At 59.7% G+C, this 20,521-nt stretch carries 14 protein-coding genes; 5 read left to right on the top strand and 9 right to left on the bottom strand.

What is annotated here, in order from left to right; genetic code table 11:
* Window positions 1–10 precede the first annotated feature (10 nt).
* Both FY550_RS00940 and FY550_RS00935 read right to left on the bottom strand, forming a co-directional pair.
* Complete coding sequence (locus tag FY550_RS00940; protein ID WP_070980726.1) at window positions 11–1,390, bottom strand: GntP family permease; 1,380 nt, start codon at window positions 1,388–1,390, stop codon at window positions 11–13.
* Window positions 1,391–1,625: 235 nt separating this feature from the next.
* Window positions 1,626–2,894 carry a Zn-dependent hydrolase gene (locus FY550_RS00935; protein ID WP_070980723.1) on the bottom strand — a complete coding sequence of 423 codons (1,269 nt, stop codon included), beginning with the start codon at window positions 2,892–2,894 and terminating at the stop codon, window positions 1,626–1,628.
* 226 nt (window positions 2,895–3,120) lie between these two features.
* Here FY550_RS00935 and FY550_RS00930 point away from each other — a divergent pair, with 226 nt between their 5' ends.
* The 4 genes from FY550_RS00930 to FY550_RS00915 all read left to right on the top strand — a co-directional run bounded on the left by FY550_RS00930 (window position 3,121) and on the right by FY550_RS00915 (window position 10,380).
* On the top strand, window positions 3,121–4,422 hold the full coding sequence (locus FY550_RS00930; protein WP_070980721.1) for an ATP-grasp domain-containing protein: 1,302 nt from the start codon (window positions 3,121–3,123) through the stop codon (window positions 4,420–4,422).
* A gap of 45 nt (window positions 4,423–4,467) precedes the next feature.
* Window positions 4,468–6,525, top strand: a complete 2,058-nt coding sequence (locus FY550_RS00925) for a CocE/NonD family hydrolase (protein ID WP_149054294.1) — start codon at window positions 4,468–4,470, stop codon at window positions 6,523–6,525.
* A 138-nt stretch (window positions 6,526–6,663) separates the two neighbouring features.
* Window positions 6,664–7,659 (top strand): TAXI family TRAP transporter solute-binding subunit, encoded by a 996-nt coding sequence (locus FY550_RS00920; RefSeq protein WP_070980943.1) that lies wholly within the window; start codon window positions 6,664–6,666, stop codon window positions 7,657–7,659.
* A 117-nt stretch (window positions 7,660–7,776) separates the two neighbouring features.
* A complete protein-coding gene (locus tag FY550_RS00915; RefSeq protein ID WP_070980712.1) occupies window positions 7,777–10,380 on the top strand; it encodes a TRAP transporter permease in 2,604 nt (867 codons plus the stop codon).
* A 19-nt stretch (window positions 10,381–10,399) separates the two neighbouring features.
* Here FY550_RS00915 and FY550_RS00910 read toward each other — a convergent pair whose 3' ends face one another.
* From FY550_RS00910 to FY550_RS00895, 4 genes are all read right to left on the bottom strand, one after another.
* Window positions 10,400–11,998, bottom strand: a complete 1,599-nt coding sequence (locus FY550_RS00910; RefSeq protein ID WP_149054293.1) for a diguanylate cyclase domain-containing protein — start codon at window positions 11,996–11,998, stop codon at window positions 10,400–10,402.
* A 5-nt stretch (window positions 11,999–12,003) separates the two neighbouring features.
* Window positions 12,004–12,420 (bottom strand): type 2 periplasmic-binding domain-containing protein, encoded by a 417-nt coding sequence (locus FY550_RS00905; protein ID WP_070980705.1) that lies wholly within the window; start codon window positions 12,418–12,420, stop codon window positions 12,004–12,006.
* 10 nt (window positions 12,421–12,430) lie between these two features.
* Entirely contained in the window at window positions 12,431–13,591 is a 1,161-nt protein-coding gene (locus FY550_RS00900; RefSeq protein ID WP_149054292.1) for a porin, read from the bottom strand.
* Between the two features lie 316 nt (window positions 13,592–13,907).
* Complete coding sequence (locus tag FY550_RS00895) at window positions 13,908–15,062, bottom strand: porin (RefSeq protein ID WP_168169354.1); 1,155 nt, start codon at window positions 15,060–15,062, stop codon at window positions 13,908–13,910.
* 303 nt (window positions 15,063–15,365) lie between these two features.
* On the opposite strand from FY550_RS00895, the gene FY550_RS00890 reads away from it, so the two are divergent.
* Window positions 15,366–17,408 (top strand): PDZ domain-containing protein, encoded by a 2,043-nt coding sequence (locus FY550_RS00890; protein WP_070980698.1) that lies wholly within the window; start codon window positions 15,366–15,368, stop codon window positions 17,406–17,408.
* 174 nt (window positions 17,409–17,582) lie between these two features.
* Here FY550_RS00890 and FY550_RS00885 read toward each other — a convergent pair whose 3' ends face one another.
* Genes FY550_RS00885 through FY550_RS00875 form a run of 3 tightly spaced genes read right to left on the bottom strand, consistent with a single transcriptional unit; the run spans window position 17,583 to window position 20,480 of the window.
* Window positions 17,583–18,695, bottom strand: a complete 1,113-nt coding sequence (locus tag FY550_RS00885) for an ABC transporter ATP-binding protein (RefSeq protein WP_149054291.1) — start codon at window positions 18,693–18,695, stop codon at window positions 17,583–17,585.
* 7 nt (window positions 18,696–18,702) lie between these two features.
* The gene (locus tag FY550_RS00880) at window positions 18,703–19,578 is read right to left on the bottom strand and encodes a carbohydrate ABC transporter permease (RefSeq protein WP_149054290.1); all 876 of its coding nucleotides are present in this window, start codon (window positions 19,576–19,578) and stop codon (window positions 18,703–18,705) included.
* A complete protein-coding gene (locus tag FY550_RS00875) occupies window positions 19,575–20,480 on the bottom strand; it encodes a carbohydrate ABC transporter permease (protein ID WP_070980696.1) in 906 nt (301 codons plus the stop codon). The genes FY550_RS00880 and FY550_RS00875 overlap by 4 nt, the downstream gene beginning before the upstream one ends.
* Window positions 20,481–20,521 lie beyond the last annotated feature (41 nt).

Here is a 20,521-nt window from a genome sequence, read left to right as displayed (position 1 = left end):
AGCCTCCTGCTCAGAAAATCACGAAAACGATACAGGCGAAGACAAAGCCGACCACCGACTCGATCGCCTGCTGTACGGTCCAGGTCTGCAGGGTGGTCTTGACGTCCATCCCCAGCAGTCGGCCTACCAGCCAGAAGCCGGAGTCGTTGACGTGACCGGCAAAAACCGAACCGGCAGCCGTGGCCAGGGTAATCGCCACCACCTGCAGAGAGGAGAAATCGCCGCCGGAGACCGCTGGCGCCATCAGGCCCGCTGCAGTGACCAGCGCCACCGTGGCCGAGCCCTGAGCGAGTCGGATAATGACAGCGACCAGGTAGGCCGCCACGATCACCGGCAGACCAATGTTATTGAGTGAATCGGAGAGGGCATCACCAATGCCTGATGCCTGCAGTACACCACCGAACATGCCGCCTGCACCGGTAATCAGGACCACCGAACAGATCGGACCCAGCGCGGAGTCGAGCAGTTTCTGCAGTGCGTTGCCGCTCTCACCCCGGCGAGTCCCCAGCACCCACATCGCCACCAGCGTCGAGATCAGCAGCGCGATCGGCGTTTTGCCCAGCGCGGAGAGCACGTGATACCAGCCCTGACTGCTGTCGACCATGCCCAGCGAGCGCAGAAAGTCGAGCCCGGTGTTCATGAAGATCAACACCATCGGCAGCAGCAGCATGGCCAGTACCGTACCGACCGTCGGCGGATTGGTGACTTCATTGTCATCCACTTCGCCGAACAGCGCGTCGGAGAGCTTGAAAGGGTGCTGTTTGGCGGTCACCCGGCCCCAGAAGTAACCGGAGATCAGCCACATCGGGAAAGCAATGATGACGCCCACCAGTAACAGCAGGCCGAGGTTGGCGTTATAGAGTTCGGAGGCAGTGACCGGACCTGGGTGAGGCGGCACGAAAACGTGCATGACCGAGAAGGCCGCCGCCGCAGGAATGGCATAGAGCAGTACGGGCCCGCCCAGCCGTTTGGCCACGGCGAAGATGACCGGCAGCATGACGATCAGCCCGGCATCAAAGAAGATCGGGAAACCCATGAACAGCGAGGCAACGCCCAGCGCGAACGGCGCCCGTTTTTCGCCGAAGATCGAAATCATGCGATCGGCCAGCACCCCGGCACCACCGGAATATTCGACCAGCTTGCCGAGCATGGCGCCCAGACCGACCAGCAGTGCGACCGAGCCCAGCGTACCGCCAAACTTGTCCACCATCGTGGGGACAATCTGATCAGCCGGAATGCCGGTTGCAAAGGCGGTCAGCAGACTGACCAGAATCAGGGTCAGAAATGCGTGCACCCTGAATTTGATTACCATCACCAGCAGTACTGCAATGGCCGCCGCCGCTATGCCCAGCAGCGGACCGGCCGACATTGTCTGGGTCCATCCTTCCATTGTGCTCTCCGGAACCGTTCCCACAGGGTGGGCGTAAGCGTGTTAGCGATAACATCGTACAGTCTGACACTCCACGAGATACTCGACCTTGGTTGAAAGCCATGTTGTAAAACTACCGAATGAGCTTTCAGGCCCAGCAGCAACGGGATGCCATCCAGGCGTAGCGGATAATGGAAGGCACAACCAGCACAAACGATAACGGCCGACGCAGGGTACGTCGGCCATGGGGCCGGTCTCAGACAGGCGTGGCAGTTTCCCGATCAAGACGCGCCACGGTTTCGCTCAGAGCGTTCAGTGCGGCATCAATATCCTCCACATGCACCGACTCGCTGACACGTTCTCCTATAAAACCACGGCAACGCACGAACAGCAGGCCGATATCGGTCACTGCCGCGACCGCCCGCGCATCGCAGTCAATGCCTCCGGAAAGCTGGAACGCAGAGTGTTGCTCAGAAGATACAGCGGCGGTCAGGGCGTCAAGCAGCCGAGGGGCACAACGCTTCGCAGGGATGTGACGTAACTCTTCCCACTGCCAGGCCAGACCACGTGTCTCACCGATACTGTCACAGGTGGTCCGGATGGCTTCCAGGGTACGATCACGATCCTCATCGTGTTCGGCGCGAATATCGAGACTCATATGGATCTGGCCGACAATGGTATCGCTCACACCGGGGTGGGTGGCCAGATGCCCGACAGTGGCCACGACCCCCGCCGCCCGTGCCAGTGTCTCGATAGCCAGAATGGCTTCGGCAGCACCTGTGAGGGCATCACGGCGCAGCTCGAACGGCGTGGTACCAGCATGACCGGCCTGCCCGCAAAGGGTGATTGCGAAACAGCGCTCTCCCATTATTCCGGTACCCACACCCAGTGACTGTCGCTCGGCTTCCAGTACCGGCCCCTGTTCGGTATGAACCTCCAGGTAGCCGGCCAGGGACGCGGGATCACGGGCAGCCTCTGATACCCTGGCAGGATCGAGGCCGAAATCATGTAGCGCCTGAGCAAGCGTAATACCGTCATTATCGATGGACTGCCATGGGTCGGGCATTTTCTCACCAGCCATGGCCCGACTGGTAAACAGGGCGTTACCGAAGCGCTTCCCGAGGCCGTCCCCGAAGGCGACCACTTCGATCGGGCGTGCAGGCCGCTTGCCCTGGGCATTCAACCGAGTGACCACTGCGATACCGAGCAGTATCCCCAGTACGCCATCGAAACGATCATTGTCGCCACCGGCGTCCAGATGCGACCCGAGCACCAGTGCCGGTGCTTCGGGATCTTCACCCTCATAGCGCCCCCACTGGTTGCCAACGCTGTCCTGCCAGGTACGCATTCCGACCGCGGCCATCCAGGAGGCAATCATTGCGTTGGCGCGCGCATGCTCGGGAGACAGGTAGCGCCGCACCAGCCGCTCCGTATCAGCCGAAATACCGGCCAGCACTTCACAGGCCTCCATGATCGTAGCGCCATCCTGCACCGGATTGCGTTCTCCTCTGGCCTGACCGGTCATCACTTGTCCCCTGTTCCTGTCATTGTCGGTTCTTCAGGCCCACATTGCGCGATACCGTAGTTTCAGGCAAATCCGCCTCCCGCCACCAAAGTCCGGTGTCATGTCGGCCCCCGACATCCATTTGGCGTCTATGCTCGAAACATGCAGTGCGCCCTGCGACCCGAGGTCCGGCAGCTTGTCGGCCGACCGGAGGTCATCCACTCAGCCTGTGAGTCGGAGGCCTTTCATGACACAGCGCAACATCTTTGTGGTCGGTCTTAACGAGTTCAATCGCCAGCGCCTGCAACAACTGCGCGGCGCGTCGGAATATCGCTTTCACGGCGTGATCGATCCCGCCGAGGTCTATGACACCGAAGTCTTTCCGATCGAGGACATGGTGCGTCGCGCCGATGACACCCTGAAAGCGTTCGGCGAACCGATCGATGCCATCATCGGCTACATGGACTTCCCGGTGTCCACCATGCTGCCGATTCTCTGCAACCGCTTCGGCACCCGCACCACGAGTCTGGAGAGCCTGCTGCGGTGCGAGCACAAATACTGGAGCCGGTTGACGCAACGCGAAGTCATCGGCAATTACATTCCTCGCTTCACGGCCTTCGATCCGTTCGATGAACAAGCGCTATCGAAGATCGGTGAGGCAGGACTCTACTTCCCCTTCTTCGTCAAACCGATCAAGTCCTCGGGCTCGCGCCTGGGCTTTCGCATCGACAGTCCGGAGGATTTTCAACTGGCAACCACCCGGCTGCGCGAGGATATCGGCCTGATCTCCGAGCCATTCAACTACGTGCTCGAGCAGGCCAGCCTGCCCGAGGAAGTGCGTGCCGTGGATGGCGGCTACTGTATGGCCGAAGAGATCATCGGCGGCTGGCAGTGCACCGTGGAAGGCTACGTCTTCGAGGGAGAAGTAGTGTCCTATGGCATCGTCGACTCCATCCGTTATCCCCAGGTACTGAGCTTCTTTTACTATCGCTATCCCTCCCTCCTCCCGGAGGCCATCCAGGCACGCATGCTTGATCTGACGCAGACGGTCATGGCGCACATCGGCTACGACAATGCTGCCTTCAACATCGAGTTCTTCTGGGATGAAGTGCAAAACCGTGTCTGGCTGCTGGAGATCAATACCCGAATCTCCCAGTCGCACTGTGATCTGTTTGCCAAGGTCGACGGGGTCAGCCACCAGCAGGTCACGGTCGACCTGGCACTTGGCCAAAGGCCGGACATGCCGCATCGTGAAGGCGATTTCGCAGTGGCCGCCAAGTTCTTCTACCGGGTATTCTTTGTCGATGCGACGGTGACCCGGGTGCCCAGCGAGCGCGAAATCGAGACGCTGCAACAGGACTTTCCCGGGACTTACATTGCCTTGCAGGTCGAGGCCGGTCAGCGGCTGTCAGCGCTGCCCGAGCAGGACAGTTACAGCTTCGCGCTGGCCTATGTCTGGATGGGGGCCGATACCGCCGAAGCGCTGGAAAACAACTATGCGCAACTTGCCGAGCGACTGACATTCGAGTTCACCGATATCATCGGCTGAACCTGCAAACAGCGCCGCACCGCGCCGGTCTGGGGAGTACTGCTGATGCGCATCGTGCGCGATCTGCCATGTCGGATTGTGGAAGAAGAAAGCTGGATCGAGCTGGCTGACGGCTGTCGTCTGGCAGTGCGTATCTGGCGACCGGAAGATGCCGAGACGGCCCCCGTCCCGGCCATTCTGGAATACCTGCCCTATCGCAAGCGCGATCTGACCGCCCAGCGCGATGCCGGTACACATCGCTGGTGGGCCGGTCACGGCTATGCCGGGGTCCGCGTGGATATTCGTGGGACCGGTGAATCGGATGGCGTACTGCGTGATGAATATCTGCAGGAAGAGCTTGATGATGGTGTGGAAATCCTGCGCTGGCTGGGCAATCAACCCTGGTGCACCGGCGATGTCGGCATGGTCGGTATCTCATGGGGCGGCTTCAACGGTCTGCAGATTGCCGCCCTGCAACCGCCCGAGCTCAAGGCGGTAATCACGCTGTGTTCCACCGATGACCGTTACGCCGACGATGTGCATCACATGGGGGGATGTCTGCTGGCCGACAATCTCTCCTGGGCCTCGACCATGTTCGATGGCAACGCCTGCCCACCGGATCCGGCACTGGTAGGCGATCGCTGGCGCGACATGTGGCAGCAACGCCTGGAAGGCAGCGGGCTGTGGCTCTCGAAATGGCTCGCCCATCAGCGTCGCGACGCCTACTGGAAACATGGTTCGGTCTGTGAGGATTTTTCGCGCATCCGCTGTCCGGTCTATGCCGTCAGTGGCTGGGCGGATGGCTACTGCAATGCCGTCTTCCGCTTGCTGGAAGGTCTCGACGTGCCGCGCAAGGGACTGGTGGGCCCCTGGGCGCACAAATACCCGCACCTGGGTGTCCCGGGGCCGGCCATTGGCTTTCTACAGGAGTCGTTGCGCTGGTGGGATTACTGGCTCAAGGGTATCGACACCGGCATCATGGAAGAACCCATGCTGCGGGTCTGGATGCAGGAGTCGGTGCCGCCCTCGACCCGTTATGACACCCGTCCCGGGCGCTGGATTGCGGAGCCGAGCTGGCCCTCGTCCAATATCGTGCCACAGATATTCCGGCTGACCAGCGGACACGATCTGATCCCCGAGTCGGTTGATGCCAATACCAGCGGTCGGCGCGCCAGTGAGGATGACGACTCGATTCCGCTGACCATCCGCTCATCGCTATCGGTCGGACTCTATGCCGGCAAGTGGTGCTCCTATAACGCCCCGCCTGACCTGCCCCATGACCAGCGCGAGGAGGATGGCGGATCGCTGGTCTTCCAGACGGCAGCACTGAGCCGGGCGATCGAGATCTGTGGTCAGCCGGCAGTCGAGCTGGAGCTCTCCGCCGATGAGCCGGTCGCGATGGTGGCGGTGCGTCTGATCGATATCAATCATGATGACAAGGCCACCCGCGTCTCCTACGGCCTGCTCAATCTCACCCACCGCGAGAGTGATGAGCACCCCGAGCCACTGGTGCCGGGCGAGCGTTACCGGGTCCGTGTGCCGCTCAAGCATATTGCCCAGCAGTTTCCGGTGGGCCACTGCATCCGGCTGTCCATCTCGACCAGCTACTGGCCGCTCGCCTGGCCGGCGCCCAAACCGGTCAGACTGACGCTCCATCCGGCCAGTTGCCGGCTGCATCTGCCCTTTCGCGAGCCCCGGCCGGAAGAAGAAAACAGCCTGCCGGCCTTCGAACTGCCTGAAGCTGCCGAATCCCTGCCCACCACGGTACTGCAGTCGGGGCATGAGGCCTGGCAGGTGATTCGCGATCTCGCCAATGACCGCACGACGCTTGAAATCGTCAACGATGAAGGGCGGTACCGCTTCGACGATACCGGCATGGAGATCGCCGCCCGGGTCACCGAGCGCTACGGCTACGCCTATGGCGATTATGACAGTGTCGAGGGGTGGACCGAGTGGGAGCGCCATTTCCGTCGCGGCGACTGGAGCGTCAGGACCGTGACTCGCACCCTGATGACGTCCGATCCGACGCATTTCAGAATTCGGGCAACACTCGACGCGTGGGAAGGCGAAACCCGACTTCACGCCCAGAGCTGGGATGAGCGTATCCCCAGGGATCTGGTCTAGTCATCGAATTGGCCATGAAACTTTCGTCAGGCTTAAGATTAGACCAGTGTCGTTTTGCAGCATTCACGCCGGGCCAGTAACTTGTCGGCACGGTTGAGCAGGACTCGATTACAAGGGACAACAAGGATCTCACCCATGATCAAACGACAGACACTCACTGCGCTGTTATCGGCGACCGTCATGACGCTGGGGACACTTGCCGCCTCGACAGGTAGCGCCCAGGCGGCCGACAACCAGTTCATGACCATTGGCACCGGCGGCCAGACCGGCGTCTACTACGTGGTCGGCCAGTCCATCTGTCGCTTCGTCAACCAGGGCGACAGCGGCTACAAGTGTAATGCTCCCTCCACCGGCGCCTCGGTCGCCAACGTCAACGGCATCGAAAACGGCGATCTGGATCTCGGCGTGGCCCAGTCCGACGTGCAGTACAATGCCTATCGTGGCGAGGGCCAGTTCGAAGGCAAGGCACACAAGGATCTGCGCAGTGTCTTCGCCCTGCATGGCGAGCCGGCTACCCTGGTTGCCCGTGCCGACTCCGGCATCAAGTCGCTGGATGATCTGAAGGGCAAGCGGGTCAATATCGGGAATCCCGGTTCCGGCAACCGCGCCACCATGGAAGTCATTATGAAGGCCAAGGGCTGGACCACTGATGACTTCGCGCTGGCCTCCGAACTCGATAGCGCCGAGCAGGCCTCTGCACTGGCCGACAACAATATCGATGCAATGATCTTCGTCGCCGGCCACCCCAACGGCTCGATCCAGGAGGCGGCGACCACCACCGATGCCCGCATCATTCCGCTGGACGGCCCGGCCATCCAGAAGCTGGTTGAAGACAACCCGTATTACAGCTTCTATACCGTGCCCGGTGGCATGTACAAGGGCAATCCGGATGACGTGAAGACCTTCGGTGTTGGCGCCACCCTGATCAGTTCCGAGAAAGTCAGCCCTGATCTGGTCTATGCCGCCACCAGCGCCGTATTCGAGAACTTCGATCGCTTCAAGAAGCTGCATCCGGCCTTTGGCAATCTGGAGCCGAAGACCATGATCAGCGAAGGCCTGACCGCACCGCTACATGAAGGCGCCAGGCGCTACTTCCAGGAGCAGGGCTGGCTCGACGAGCAGCAATCACAGTAATGCCCACGGTGACCGGCTCCGGGCCGGTTCACCCTGCCTGTTCTTCATGACGCCTCCGATGCTCTCGGGGGCGTTACGTCGTCATGATGGCCCTGCCCATCGCCCGAGGGTTCGAACATGAACAACTCTGCGTCTCGCGATGACGAGTCACGCCCCAGCGCTCAGGAGATGGCGGCAACCGCCGATACCGGTGGTCGCCAGCTGCATGGCTTCAGCGCTCGCCTGTTGTTGTGCGTGGCGCTGGCCTGGTCGCTGTTTCAGCTGTGGATCACTTCACCGCTGCCTTATCAGCTTGGCTTCGGCGTATTCAGCGCTACCGAAGCCCGTTCGGTCCACCTGGCATTTGCCCTGTTTCTGGCCTTTCTTTCCTATCCGGCGCTCAACCGCTCCCCTTCCGATCGGATTCCACTGACCGACTGGGCGATGGCACTGATCGGGGCCTTTTGCGCGCTTTATATCTATGTCTTCTACGATCAGCTGGCCAATCGTCCGGGCAATCCCATTACCCAGGATGTCGTGGTCGGTATCATCGGCCTGCTGCTGCTACTGGAAGGCACCCGACGTTCTCTGGGACCACCACTGACCATCGTGGCACTGGTCTTTCTCGGTTACTCGCTGGCCGGGCCGTACATGCCCGGCATGCTGGCGCATCGCGGCGTCAGCTTCGAGGCACTGGTCAATCATCAGTGGCTGACCACCCAGGGCGTCTTTGGCATCGCGCTTGGTGTCTCCACCAGCTTTGTCTTCCTGTTCGTGCTGTTCGGTGCGCTGCTGGAGAAAGCCGGGGCCGGCAATTACTTCATCAAGGTCGCCTTCTCGCTGCTGGGGCATTATCGTGGCGGCCCCGCCAAGGCCGCAGTCGTCGCTTCCGGTCTGACCGGGCTGATTTCGGGCTCCTCGATTGCCAACACCGTCACCACCGGTACGTTCACCATTCCGCTGATGAAGCGGGTGGGCTTTCCTTCTACCAAGGCCGGCGCCGTGGAAGTGGCTGCCTCGGTCAACGGTCAGATCATGCCACCGGTCATGGGGGCTGCCGCCTTCCTGATGGTGGAATATGTCGGCATTCCCTACGTCGAAGTCATCAAACACGCCTTCCTGCCGGCAGTCATCTCTTACATCGCCCTGCTTTATATCGTGCACCTGGAGGCCATGAAGGCCGGTATGCAGGGGCTCGAAAGCAGCAACCCGGTACGCCCCTGGCTGGTGAAGATCACCGGTTTTCTGACCGGACTGGTCGGTCTGATGGCATTGTGTGCCGCGGTCTATTACGGCCTGGGCTGGCTCAAACCGGTGCTCGGTGAAGCCACGCCCTGGGTCGTCGCCGTGATCCTGGCCATAGCCTATGTGGCGCTGCTGCGTCTTGGCGCGAACTATCCCGAGCTGGAACATGACACGCCGGACAGTGACATTACCGTCCTGCCGCGTACCAAACCGACCGTGATGGTCGGCCTGCACTTTCTGCTGCCGGTGGTGGTACTGGTCTGGTGTCTGATGGTCGAGCGACTCTCACCCGGCCTGTCGGCTTTCTGGGCGACGGTGCTGATGATGGTGATCATGGTCACCCAGCGCCCGCTGGATGCCCTCTTCCGCGGCCGCCTCAACCTGCGCGCCGATATTGCCGAGGGCTTCCACGACCTGTGGGGCGGCCTGACCGATGGCGCCCGCAACATGGTCGGCATCGGCATCGCCACCGCTACTGCCGGCATTATCGTCGGTGCGGTCTCCCAGACCGGCGTAGGGCTGGTACTCGCTGATCTGGTCGAGCAGCTCTCCATGGGCAGCCTGCTGCTGATGCTGATGCTCACGGCCGTGCTCAGCCTGATCCTCGGCATGGGCCTGCCGACTACTGCCAACTACATTGTTGTCTCGGCGCTGCTGGCCCCGGTGATCGTGCAGCTCGGCCAGCAGCAGGGGCTGCTGGTGCCGCTGATCGCCGTGCATCTGTTTGTCTTCTATTTCGGCATCATGGCGGACGTCACACCACCGGTGGGTCTGGCCTCGTTCGCGGCCGCCGCCATCTCGGGGGCAGACCCGATCCGAACCGGTGCCCAGGCCTTCTGGTACAGCCTGCGTACCGCCGCACTGCCGTTTTTGTTCATCTTCAACACCGATCTGTTGCTGATCAATGTTGATCTCTGGCACGGCATACTGATCTTCGTGGTCGCGACGGTGGCGATGCTGATTTTCGCTGCCGCCACCCAGGGCTGGTTCATCACCCGCAACCGCTGGTACGAAACCCTCCTGCTGCTGCTGGTGGCCTTCACCCTGTTCCGCCCGGGGTTCTGGCAGGACATGATCGTACCGCCATATGACAATATGCCGCCGGCCCAGCTGGCCGAGGCTTATGGGCAACTGGAAGACGGCCAGCATCTGCGGGTGGCAGTGGATGGCACCGATGATTATGGCGAGCCGACGCATTTCGTGGTGGAAGTGCCCGCCGTCGAAGGCGACACCGGTCAGGCCCGGCTCGAAAATCTGGGGCTGATGTTGCGCGAGGAAGAAGGCAACACCCTGGTGGATATGGTCACCTGGGGCAGCCAGGCAAAGGAGCTCGGTTTTGATCTCGATCAGACCATTACTGCAGTGCGCCTGCCTGCCGACCGTTTCGCCAAGGAGTGGCTGTGGATCCCGGCATTGCTGGTGCTGGGGCTGATCATTCTGCTCCAGCGCCGCCGTCGATCCCCGCAATCTCCACAAGCGGCAGCCGCCAGTAGCTGACCCTTGCGGCCTCCGAGCATCAGGAGTGCAGCTCGGAGGCTGTCTGATGGAACCGCCAGGTGTTGCGACCGGCACGCTTGGCGCGGTACATCGCCTGGTCGGCAAAACGCATGGCTTCCTGGGCATCCACCGTGTCCGGTCCCAGCATTGCCACTCCGATACTGGCCCCCATCCGAATCCGGGTGGTTTCATTCAGGACAATGGGGTCGCCCAGTTCTTCCAGAAATCGTACCAACAGCGCCGCTACCGGTTCACGCTGGCCGTAGCCATCGAGCACCATGACGAACTCGTCACCCCCCAGCCGGGCCAGATAGTCCCGCTGGCTAACCAGCCCGGACAACAGATCGGCCACATGCCTGAGCACTCGGTCACCGGCCTGGTGCCCCCAGGTATCGTTGACATGCTTGAAGTGATCGAAGTCGAGCAGTACCAGCGCATGAGCGCGCTCGGGATAAAGTCGATGGTGACGGGTTATCACGGCCAGCCGCCGCTCCAGCCCCAGCCGATTACCCAACCCTGTCAGTGGATCGGTCATGGCCAGTTGCTCAGCCGCGTCGGTCGCCAGTTTGCGCTCTGTAATGTCGTGCGCCACACCCTGTAGCCGACCTTCTTCCAAACGACTCAGCAGAACACTGACCCAGCGTTTGATGGCCCCACCATCAAGCGCGATCTCCCACTCACGTGTTCGCCCGGGCTCTCTGTATCGGCTCAGCTCTTCTGCTGTCGGACCTCCCTTGCCGGCCAGTTCGGCCAGTGCCACCCGGCGCTGACGTGGATCGAACTCCTCGGAAAGCTGAAACAGGCGTCGAAAGGCAGGATTCGCGACCATGACCCGTCCCTCGCCATCGAGCTCGAAAATACCCGCCTCGACATTGTCGAAGATGGTGCGATAGCGCCGCTCTTCAACTTCACGCTCCATCCGCAGGCGCCGCTCTTCGCTCAGACTGGTAACCAGATGATCAATCATGGCGTTGACACTGGCCACCAGTTGGCCGATTTCATCATGACGATTGCCACGCGGCGCCTGCAGTTTATGACCGGTCTCCGCTTCCAGTTCGCTCAGGCGATGCGAGATACCGGTGATCGGACGGGTGACAAAATACACCACCACCATCACCACACAGATACCGACACCCGCCAGCTGTATCAGCAGTGCAACTGCCAGAAAGCGTGAGGCTTCGGCGACCACGGCATCGATGCGCTCCTGATCGGGTATCAGAGCGATATGACACATCGTCTTGTCAGGTTCGAAGGGAGAGTGCACGATTCGGCTGACCGGCGCCCCCTCCCGAGACGCAACAGCGGAGCGACTGTCCGCAAGCACATCACCATTTTGGCGCACGATACGCACCTCGCTGACAATCCGATTGCTCAGCAGGCCATCAGCCACCTCACCCGCCAGCTGTCGATCGCCCAGAAAACAGGCGATCTGGGTGGTGCGCTCCACGGTAGAGAGCAATTGCTCCAGCCGCTTCGCCTGGGTTTGCTGTTCGCTATCGGCGCGAACATGAATTGCCAGCTGCAGAAATCCAATGCCCAGCAACGCCACCATCACCAGGATGATGGCCGCTGCACGCAACGCCAGGCGGGTACGAAAAAGCTCAAAAAGGCGTCCCATGGGAGTTACTCGTGCAACACGAGCACGACATGCAGCTCGGGAGTGACGTGATCGATATCGACATAGCCGAGCGCACTGGGGTTATGAAGCACCAGCGCCGTTACTTCGGTTGTCGTATCGGCCTGCTGCGGCGGCGTCCCCTGGCCGGAGAAGACCAGACGTGCCCAATAGGAATTGATTTCGGCCAGATCCTTGTTGACCAATACCTGATAGAAGCGCGCCTTGAGAGGCGCCAGGTCGATCGGCAGCGCCAGCGCTCCTCCGGGCAGCTTGCGATAACGACCCATGAAGATATTGATGGCATCACTGCGACTCAGCTGACTCACTCCACTGTGGGCATTGGCTACCACGGCGATATCGGCCTGGGCCAGCCCACCAGTCAGCAACAGGGATGCAGCGATGAGATAACGAAATCGGGTCATGGCCATACTCCTAGAAAACGAAGTCCAGCCCGAGGCTGACCATGGTGGCCCAACCGCCGTTCCAGTCATCATCAACATCACGCCAGAGCAGGCCGGGCGATAATGTATGTACGCGATCAATCTGGGTCTTGAGTGCCACATTGGTGGCAACGTCGTAGCGCAACCCCAGCGACCAGGTGCGCTGTTTCACGTTGGAGCCGATGGGATCTTCCCGTTCATCGTGCGTATCGACACGGGAGTGAATGACATAGGGCGTGAGGCTGCCGAAGCGCCAGGCCGCCGAGACAAATCCCGAATCGATCCATGTATCGCCACTCGCCAGTACATTGCGATTCCAGATGGCTTGCAGCTGGAGCGCACCCGGATTGTAGATGGCGCCGATCGAATAAAGTTGCAAACGATCGAAACCGATCAGGTGATTGAGAAACAGGTCGGCATCCATGCCATGGTTCTGCTCAATGAGTGTTGTATAAAAGCCACCAAAGGTGACGTCGGATTCAACCCGGGTATATCCCAGGCGAAAATGCCACGCGCCGGTTTCATAATTGATGTGGCTGCCGTAAACACGATCGGCATCGAAATCTGCCTTCAGATCGTCCGACATGTAAAAGCGACTGTCCGTCTGACCGGCAAACAGCTTGAGCCAGACCAGATCGCTGCCGAAGGGCCGCTTGTAGGTGACATCGGCGCCATCGATGTGCGTCAGCTGCAATATCCCGAAATGATCGACAGGGGGCCGCACCCAGGGATAGGCATAGCCGACATAACGCGAGTCGGAGACCAGGTCGACATCCCAGCCCAGTCGCCCAAAACGCATCTGAAGGGCCGGATCGGGTGAATAACGCAGAAAGGCCTGCATCAGTTCGGGGCTGAAATCCCCGGTGTCGTGATACTGGCTCATCCCCTGAACGACAGCGTCCAGTTGGTTGGTGAACTTCAGGCCGGCCTGTAGCCCCAACCTTGTATCAATCCTGCCACTCCAACCTTCATCGGCGCCTTTCGGCTGGCTGGTATCGCGTACGGCATCGGCCTCTGCCAGGTTATTGTGAATCAACCCCAGGGTACCGAAGCCGCTGAAGGTAAAGCGGTCATTGACGGGCAGCGTGTGCGCTCCTGCCGAGACGGGAAGCAGTATCAGCAGAATCACCAGCAGATATCGCAATGTCATCATCGATCGCGCCTCGGCCGTCCGTGTACCGATCCACGCCGCTGCAGTTCTGACAAATGCGAATGTCCGAAGCCGGCATGTAAATTAACGTAACAGTGCTAGTTTCGGCCAAACCGCGTTTATCTTTAAGTAAACCTGGGAAAGTATCAGTCGGATGAGCGAGGTACTGGCACGCCGTGCAAGCCTGTCATCAGACCCTCGGCACCCATTCAGGAAACAGTAAAACCGAAGCCATTGCTCAAGATGCCTTTCGGAAGGCTACTCGTCCTGATCAGCCGCAGTACCAGTGCAAGCAGAGGATCGGGCTATCAGCGTGACGCTAGAAGATAAAATCCAGGCCAAGACTGACCAATGTGATCCGCTCACCTTCCCAGTCGGCATCGGTATTCCGCCACAGCAGCCCCGGCTCAAGCACATGAATGCGATCAAGCTGAGTCTTCAGGGCCAGGTTGGTAGCCACGTCATAGCGCAGCCCAAGCGACCAGGTCTGCTGCCTGAAGCTTTCGCCTGCGGGGATGTCGGGAAAGCTGGTCTGAATTCGGGAGTACATGACATAGGGTGTTGCCTGGCCCACTCGATAACCGGCAGAGATGAAACCGGAATCAATCCGCCCATCCTGATCGGTTACACTCCGGTTTTGCATTGCCTGCAGCTGCCAACTGTTCTGCTCATAGGTCGCTCCCAACGAGTAGAGCTGGATGGAGTCATAAGTGAAGGCCTGTTCAAGCAGGGTGTTGAGCAGCAGCGTGCTCGGCGTTTTGGCGGCAGCGTCACGATCCACGGAAAAATCCGATGCGTTATCCGCCTGCGCATAGCTCGCTCGAAACTGCCACGGGCCTATGGCGTAGTTGAGATGGCCGCCATAAAGATGGCTGACCTCCATTTCGGCGGAGAGTGCCTCTGACAGCACAAGATGGCTATCAGAGCGGCCGGCGAACAGCTTGACCCATGCCAACCCGCCCCCAAGTGGATGACGGAAGGTAACATCAACGCCATCAATGCAAGCCAGCTGCAGGATGCCGTAATGATCGACCGGCGGGCGAATCCAGGAATAGGTATAACCCACATACTGGGAATCGGACAGCATATAGGTATCCCAGCCCAGTCGACCGGCCCGCCACTGCCAGGCAGGAGAAGGTGTATAGCGAACAAAGGCCCAGGTCAGTTGCGGGCTGAAATCGCCACTGTAGTGATAACGACTGATGCCCTGTAGCGTTACATCAAATCTGTCATTCAGTTTTAGAGCGGCCTGGGCACCCAGCAGCGAATCGGTACGAGCACTCCAACCCTCTTGCGCCCCCTTCGGCTGCCCCAGATCGCGAACGAACGCTGCTTCGTCGCTGCTATTGTGAATCAGTCCAAGGGTGCCAAATCCGCTGAAGGTCAAACGATCGCCATCGGCCACTCCCTGCGCCTGTGAAGATGCAGGCATCAGGATCAGCAGTGCAATCACCAGATAATGCAATGGACTCATAGATCGGATCTCGGCCATCCATGTACCGATTCACATCCACGGCAGTGTTCCGGGACACGCATGTCCGAGACGGGATGTAATTTAACGTAACAGGGATAATCTCGGCCGGGTCGCCAAACACTTTAAGTAAACTGAGGATCGGGAGAAAAAGCGCAGCTCCAGCAAGGCTTCATGAGCATATACCGCTTGCGTTCCACACTATGCGGAAAATGCTGCAGAAGAGCTGATTCGTTAGAGGAAAAGTCGGCCGTCGAGCCAGTGTGCTATTAACAGTGTAGGGCGTTCATCATCGGGAGAAGACTCATGATCCACGAGATGCTCTTTGCCGTTTTCCTGTTGGCGCAGCAGCCGCCTGTCGATTCACTGACCCGGATGCTCTCTTCGAACGACGAGCATTTCTCAATGCGATCTGATGACTTTCTCGCAGATACGCCTCAAGGGGCCCCTCGCCCCCCACCAGCACGGCCATCCACCGAATCGACGGCTGCGCAGAATAAAACGCAAACCGTTTCCTCCTCGCCCCTGCCCGAGGATGCCCCCGTAGACTTCGAGTTTACCGGAACTACGAAGCAGGGCATGACCTCGCGCACGACATACCCGGTACGCATTCGGGGTCGAAATGACCGAATATATATCGATTATCCCGCCTGGCAGTGTGGTGGGACGGCTTCCGTGCTGCGCGAGAAACACGGCCAGATACAGCTCCAGGAGCAGATCCTTTACGGTCGTTGCAAGGGAGGCTACATCTCCCTGAAACAGGTGCGCGCCAACCGGTGGGATTTTCGTTGGTCAAATGTTCCCGGGGGCCCTGACTGGCGAAAGGGGCGTCTGACGCTCAGGCAGAACTCACGGGCAAAGCCCAGGCTGATGCTGGCTTCCTCCCCGCCAGCAGAGAGCGAGATTCTTCGGGATGAGCGAACGGGCCTGAGCCTTGCCAAGGGCCCGGGGCGCCGGGGATTCGGTCCAACCTCCCTGGTGACGGGTGTCACCCCCGGCAGCTCGGCCCATGGCGCCGGCGTACGGCAAAAGGACCTGATCCTGATGGTCGATCAGGCAGCAGCAGATCCAGCCGGCCATCTCAGCCTGATCCATCGTGGTTTCAGTCGCGGTAACACGGTCAGGGTATTGCTCGAACATCCTGACGGGGAGCAATCCATGGTTCGGCTTGTACCCCCTGCACGGACCGCCAGTGGTGCCGAAGTCACTGTCAGGGATGCTGCCCGGGTAAAAGAGGTTCTCTCCCGTGAGTCCGGACGTTTCGATCAGAAGCGCCCGGCCCTGCCACAACTGATCGCCCTGGCAGATGCTTTGGGCATTCCGGAAGATGGCATCTCCGAAGCCATCGCCAACGGTCACCTGAATCCGCATCCGGACGATCTCTTCAATGCCTACTTCGAACTGGACGACAGCGATTGCCAGGCGATGCAACATCGTATACAGCAGCGCCTCACTGGTGAGGGCAAAAGCAGGAATGTCGAGGCCATAGCCAGCATGGATTGCAAAAGGGCCAGTCTGCTGTTTGACAAGGTGCGATACGACGCCTGGAATCACCGCTTCGGAGCCAAACCGGAGACGCTTGAGCTACGCCCTGTCGACCCATCCTTTCCGGCACATCTTCAACCGAAACGTATCAATCCGACGGTTCTTTCCCATTTCAATCTCACTCATGAAACGCAAAAACAGTACGCTCAAATGCGCTGTGACTTCACCACTGCCCTCTTTGAGCATGACAAGGCTTTTATCGATTGTGATGGCGTCAGATCAACGAGAGAGAACAATACGATGCTGGCACAGGCGAGAGCGGCTCAACGGGATGAGACCTTCGGCCCAACCGATAATGCCATCAGCTACCGACTCGGATTAATGGCGAATGGCGCGTTTGAAATGCTGGAGACCCTGGCCATTGAGGACATGCTCTCTCTACATGCCGAAGAAAAGGTATCGAGAATCGGGCGCTATGATCCCGCAGGGCCGGAACCACGCTTTACCCCTCTGATTGCCGGCTATGCCAAGGCCAGAATATGGCGTCATGGCGCTTGCGGTGAAACGACCACAAACATTACCAAGGTGGTCATGAAACGGATTCAGACAAAAACCCTCTCGGGGCTCATCATAGGAGAACAGGACAACTCCTACCGGATGACATTCGAAGCACCTGCCAGATTTGCCAGAGTTATTCGTCAATATATCGACAATCCCCTGCCCGGCGAGCTCGGCTGGGCAAGGGTAGCCAAACGGTTTCAGCCAGCGCTGGATAAGATCGACTGTCAAAGCGAAGCACGCCAGCGTCTTGAAGACAACATGATTGCTTATCTGTCGGGTCAACCGCCTGTCCATCGACGCTGACGTGATCGGGCGGCCGACGTATGAATGCCCGGAAAACCATGGCGGATTTTCCGGGCAACCAGATTCTGGCTCAAAAGGCATTGAAGAGCGTATGGCCGGTCCGAGGGCCGCGCCGATATTTCAGACTACTGATCTTTCGATGATCTGAAGCTCGGCGCGGCGACCGTTCATGCGTCAGCGAATACGCGCTTCACTCTGTGGATCGAACGCCACCATGCGTGACACATCGAAGGCAAAGCGGGTCTGTTCACCCGGCGAGAGCGCCGTACCCGGGCGCATGCGGGCGTTGATATCACGCCCCCCCAGGTGGGTTACAGCATAGACATCAGCCCCGGTCGGCTCGACCAGACTGACTGTCAGCGAGGCTTCATGGATGACGCCATCCTGCTGATTGGCGCTGGCCGGATCGGTAATCGCCTCGGGTCGCAAGCCGATGATCACCTCTCGGTCCTGCCACTCGAGCAATGCTTCGTGATCGCGCACCACCGGCAGATCCAGGCTGGTATCTTCCACCGGGATTCGTGCCACCAGCTTACCGTTATCCATCACCATTCGGGCATTGAGCAGGTTCATCGACGGTGAACCCATGAAACCGGCCACGAACAGATTGTTGGGGTCGTCGTATACCTGATGAGGGGTACCCAGCTGCTGCAGCTCACCGGCACGCATGACCGCGATGCGTGTCGCCAGCGTCATCGCTTCGATCTGATCGTGCGTCACATAAACGATGGTGGCACCGAGACGCTGATGGAGCTGCTTGATCTCGGTGCGCATATCGACGCGCAGCTTGGCATCCAGGTTGGAGAGCGGCTCATCGAACAGAAACAGCTGTGGCTCGCGCACCAGCGCCCGTCCCATCGCTACACGCTGGCGCTGACCACCGGAGAGCTGCCCCGGCTTGCGCTCCAGCAGATTCTCGATCTGCAGCATCTTCGCTACCCGCTCGATCGCCTCGCGTCGCTCCGCCTTCGGGACCTTGCGCATCTCGAGACCGAAGCCGATATTGCCGGCGACTGTCATGCTGGGATAGAGCGCATAGGACTGGAATACCATGGCGATATCGCGCTGCGCGGGATGCACCTCGTTGATGCGCTCACCGTTGAGCAGCAGCTCACCGTCACTGATCGAATCGAGGCCGGCGATCATGTTGAGCAGGGTCGACTTGCCGCAGCCCGACGGCCCCACCAGTACCAGAAAATCCCCTTGCTCGATGGCGATATCGATCCCCTTGAGTACGGTCGTCTCGCCAAAGTGCTTTCGGATGTTGTTGATATGCAGAAAACTCATGTAATTCTCAGCCCTTGACCGAACCCGACATCAGGCCCCGGAGGAAATACTTGCCCGCCAGGATGTAGACAATCAGCGTGGGTACCGCCGCCACCATGGCAGCCGCCATGTTGACGTTGTAGGCCTTCACGCCGGTGGAACTGTTGACCAGATTGTTGAGCGCCACCGTGATCGGCGCGCTGTCACCCGATGCAAAGGAAACCCCGAACAGGAAGTCGTTCCAGACGTTGGTAAACTGCCAGATGATGGTGACCACGATGATCGGCGTGGACGCCGGCAGCAGAATGCGGAAGAAGATGGTGAAGAATCCGGCACCATCGAGCTGCGCCGCACGGATCAGTTCGTTGGGAAAGGTCTCGTAGTAGTTGCGAAAGAACAGCGTGGTAAAGCCGATCCCGTAGACGATGTGCACCAGCACCAGTCCGGTGGTGCTGTTGGCGACATGCAGAATGCCCAGGACCCGCGCCATTGGCAGCAGGATGATCTGAAACGGGATAAAGCAGCTGAACAGGATCAGACCGAAAACGATCTTGTGGCCGCGGAAGCGCCATTTGGTCAGCACGTAACCATTGAACGCCCCCAGCAATCCGGAGATCAGCACCGCCGGTACCACAATCCTGATGCTGTTGAAGAAGTAGCCATGTACGCCGTTGCACTCGAGCCCGATACAGGCGCTGCCCCAGGCTTCGAGCCAGGGCTGGATGGTCCAGTTGCTGGGCAGCGCCAGCATGTTGCCCTGGTGAATCTCGTCCAGCGTCTTGAACGAGGTGGTCAGCATCACATACAGCGGCATCAGATAGATGATCGCGAAAACCGCCAGGATCGCGTAGAGAATCGCGCGCGAGAGGGTCCCGGCACGCGCTGTGGGAGGTGCGGCACTCATGAACGGGACTCTCTCAGCTCGGAATACAGATAGGGAATGATCAGCGCCGCGATCACCGCCAGCATGAACACCGCACTGGCCGCGGCGATGCCCATCTCGTTGCGCGAGAAGGCATAGGAATACATGAAGGTCGCCGGCACCGCTGTCGAGTTGCCGGGGCCACCACCGGTCATCGCCACGATCAGGTCAAAGCTCTTGATCGCCAGGTGCGCCAGTACCACCACGGCACTGAGAAAGACCGGACGCAGCTGCGGAATGATGATACGCAGGTAGATCTTCCAGGTCGGGGCGCCATCGATCTGCGCGGCCTTGATCATCTCGCCATCGATACCCCGCAACCCGGCCAGGAACATCGCCATGATGAAACCGGTCGCCTGCCACACCGCCGCAATCACGATGGTATAGATCGCCATCTCCGAGTTGATCAGCCAGTTGAAGCTGAAACTCGTCCAGCCCAGCTCATGCATCGTTTTTTCCAGCCCCAGTCCCGGATTGAGAAACCACTGCCAGGCGGTGCCGGTCACGATGAAGGAGAGCGCCATCGGATAGAGATATATGGTGCGCAGCGCACCCTCGGCACGAATGCGTTGATCCAGCAGGATCGCCAGCAGCAGACCGAGCGTGATGCAGGACACGATATAAAGCAGCCCGAAGACCCAGATATTGTGCAGTGCGATCCCCCAGGTCCAGGAGTTCCACAGTCGGGACCACTGGCGCAACCCGGCCCAGCTGTAATCGGGCAGCATGCCGGAGTTGCTGAAGGAGATATAGGTCGTCCACAGGATAAAACCGTAGACAAAGAACAGGACCAGCACGAATGAGGGCGACAGCACCAGCTTCGGCAGCCAGCGCTGCAGATGAGCTCGCGCCCCGCCACCCTGACGGGAGGGCGAATTCGGCATTACGATAACCTCCGAGTAAACAGTAAGGCCCCGGTATTACC

The organism is Kushneria phosphatilytica (genome assembly GCF_008247605.1).
GTDB lineage: Bacteria > Pseudomonadota > Gammaproteobacteria > Pseudomonadales > Halomonadaceae > Kushneria > Kushneria phosphatilytica.
Note: the sequence above shows the minus strand (reverse complement) of the source record. Positions and strands in the feature narration are given on the sequence as shown.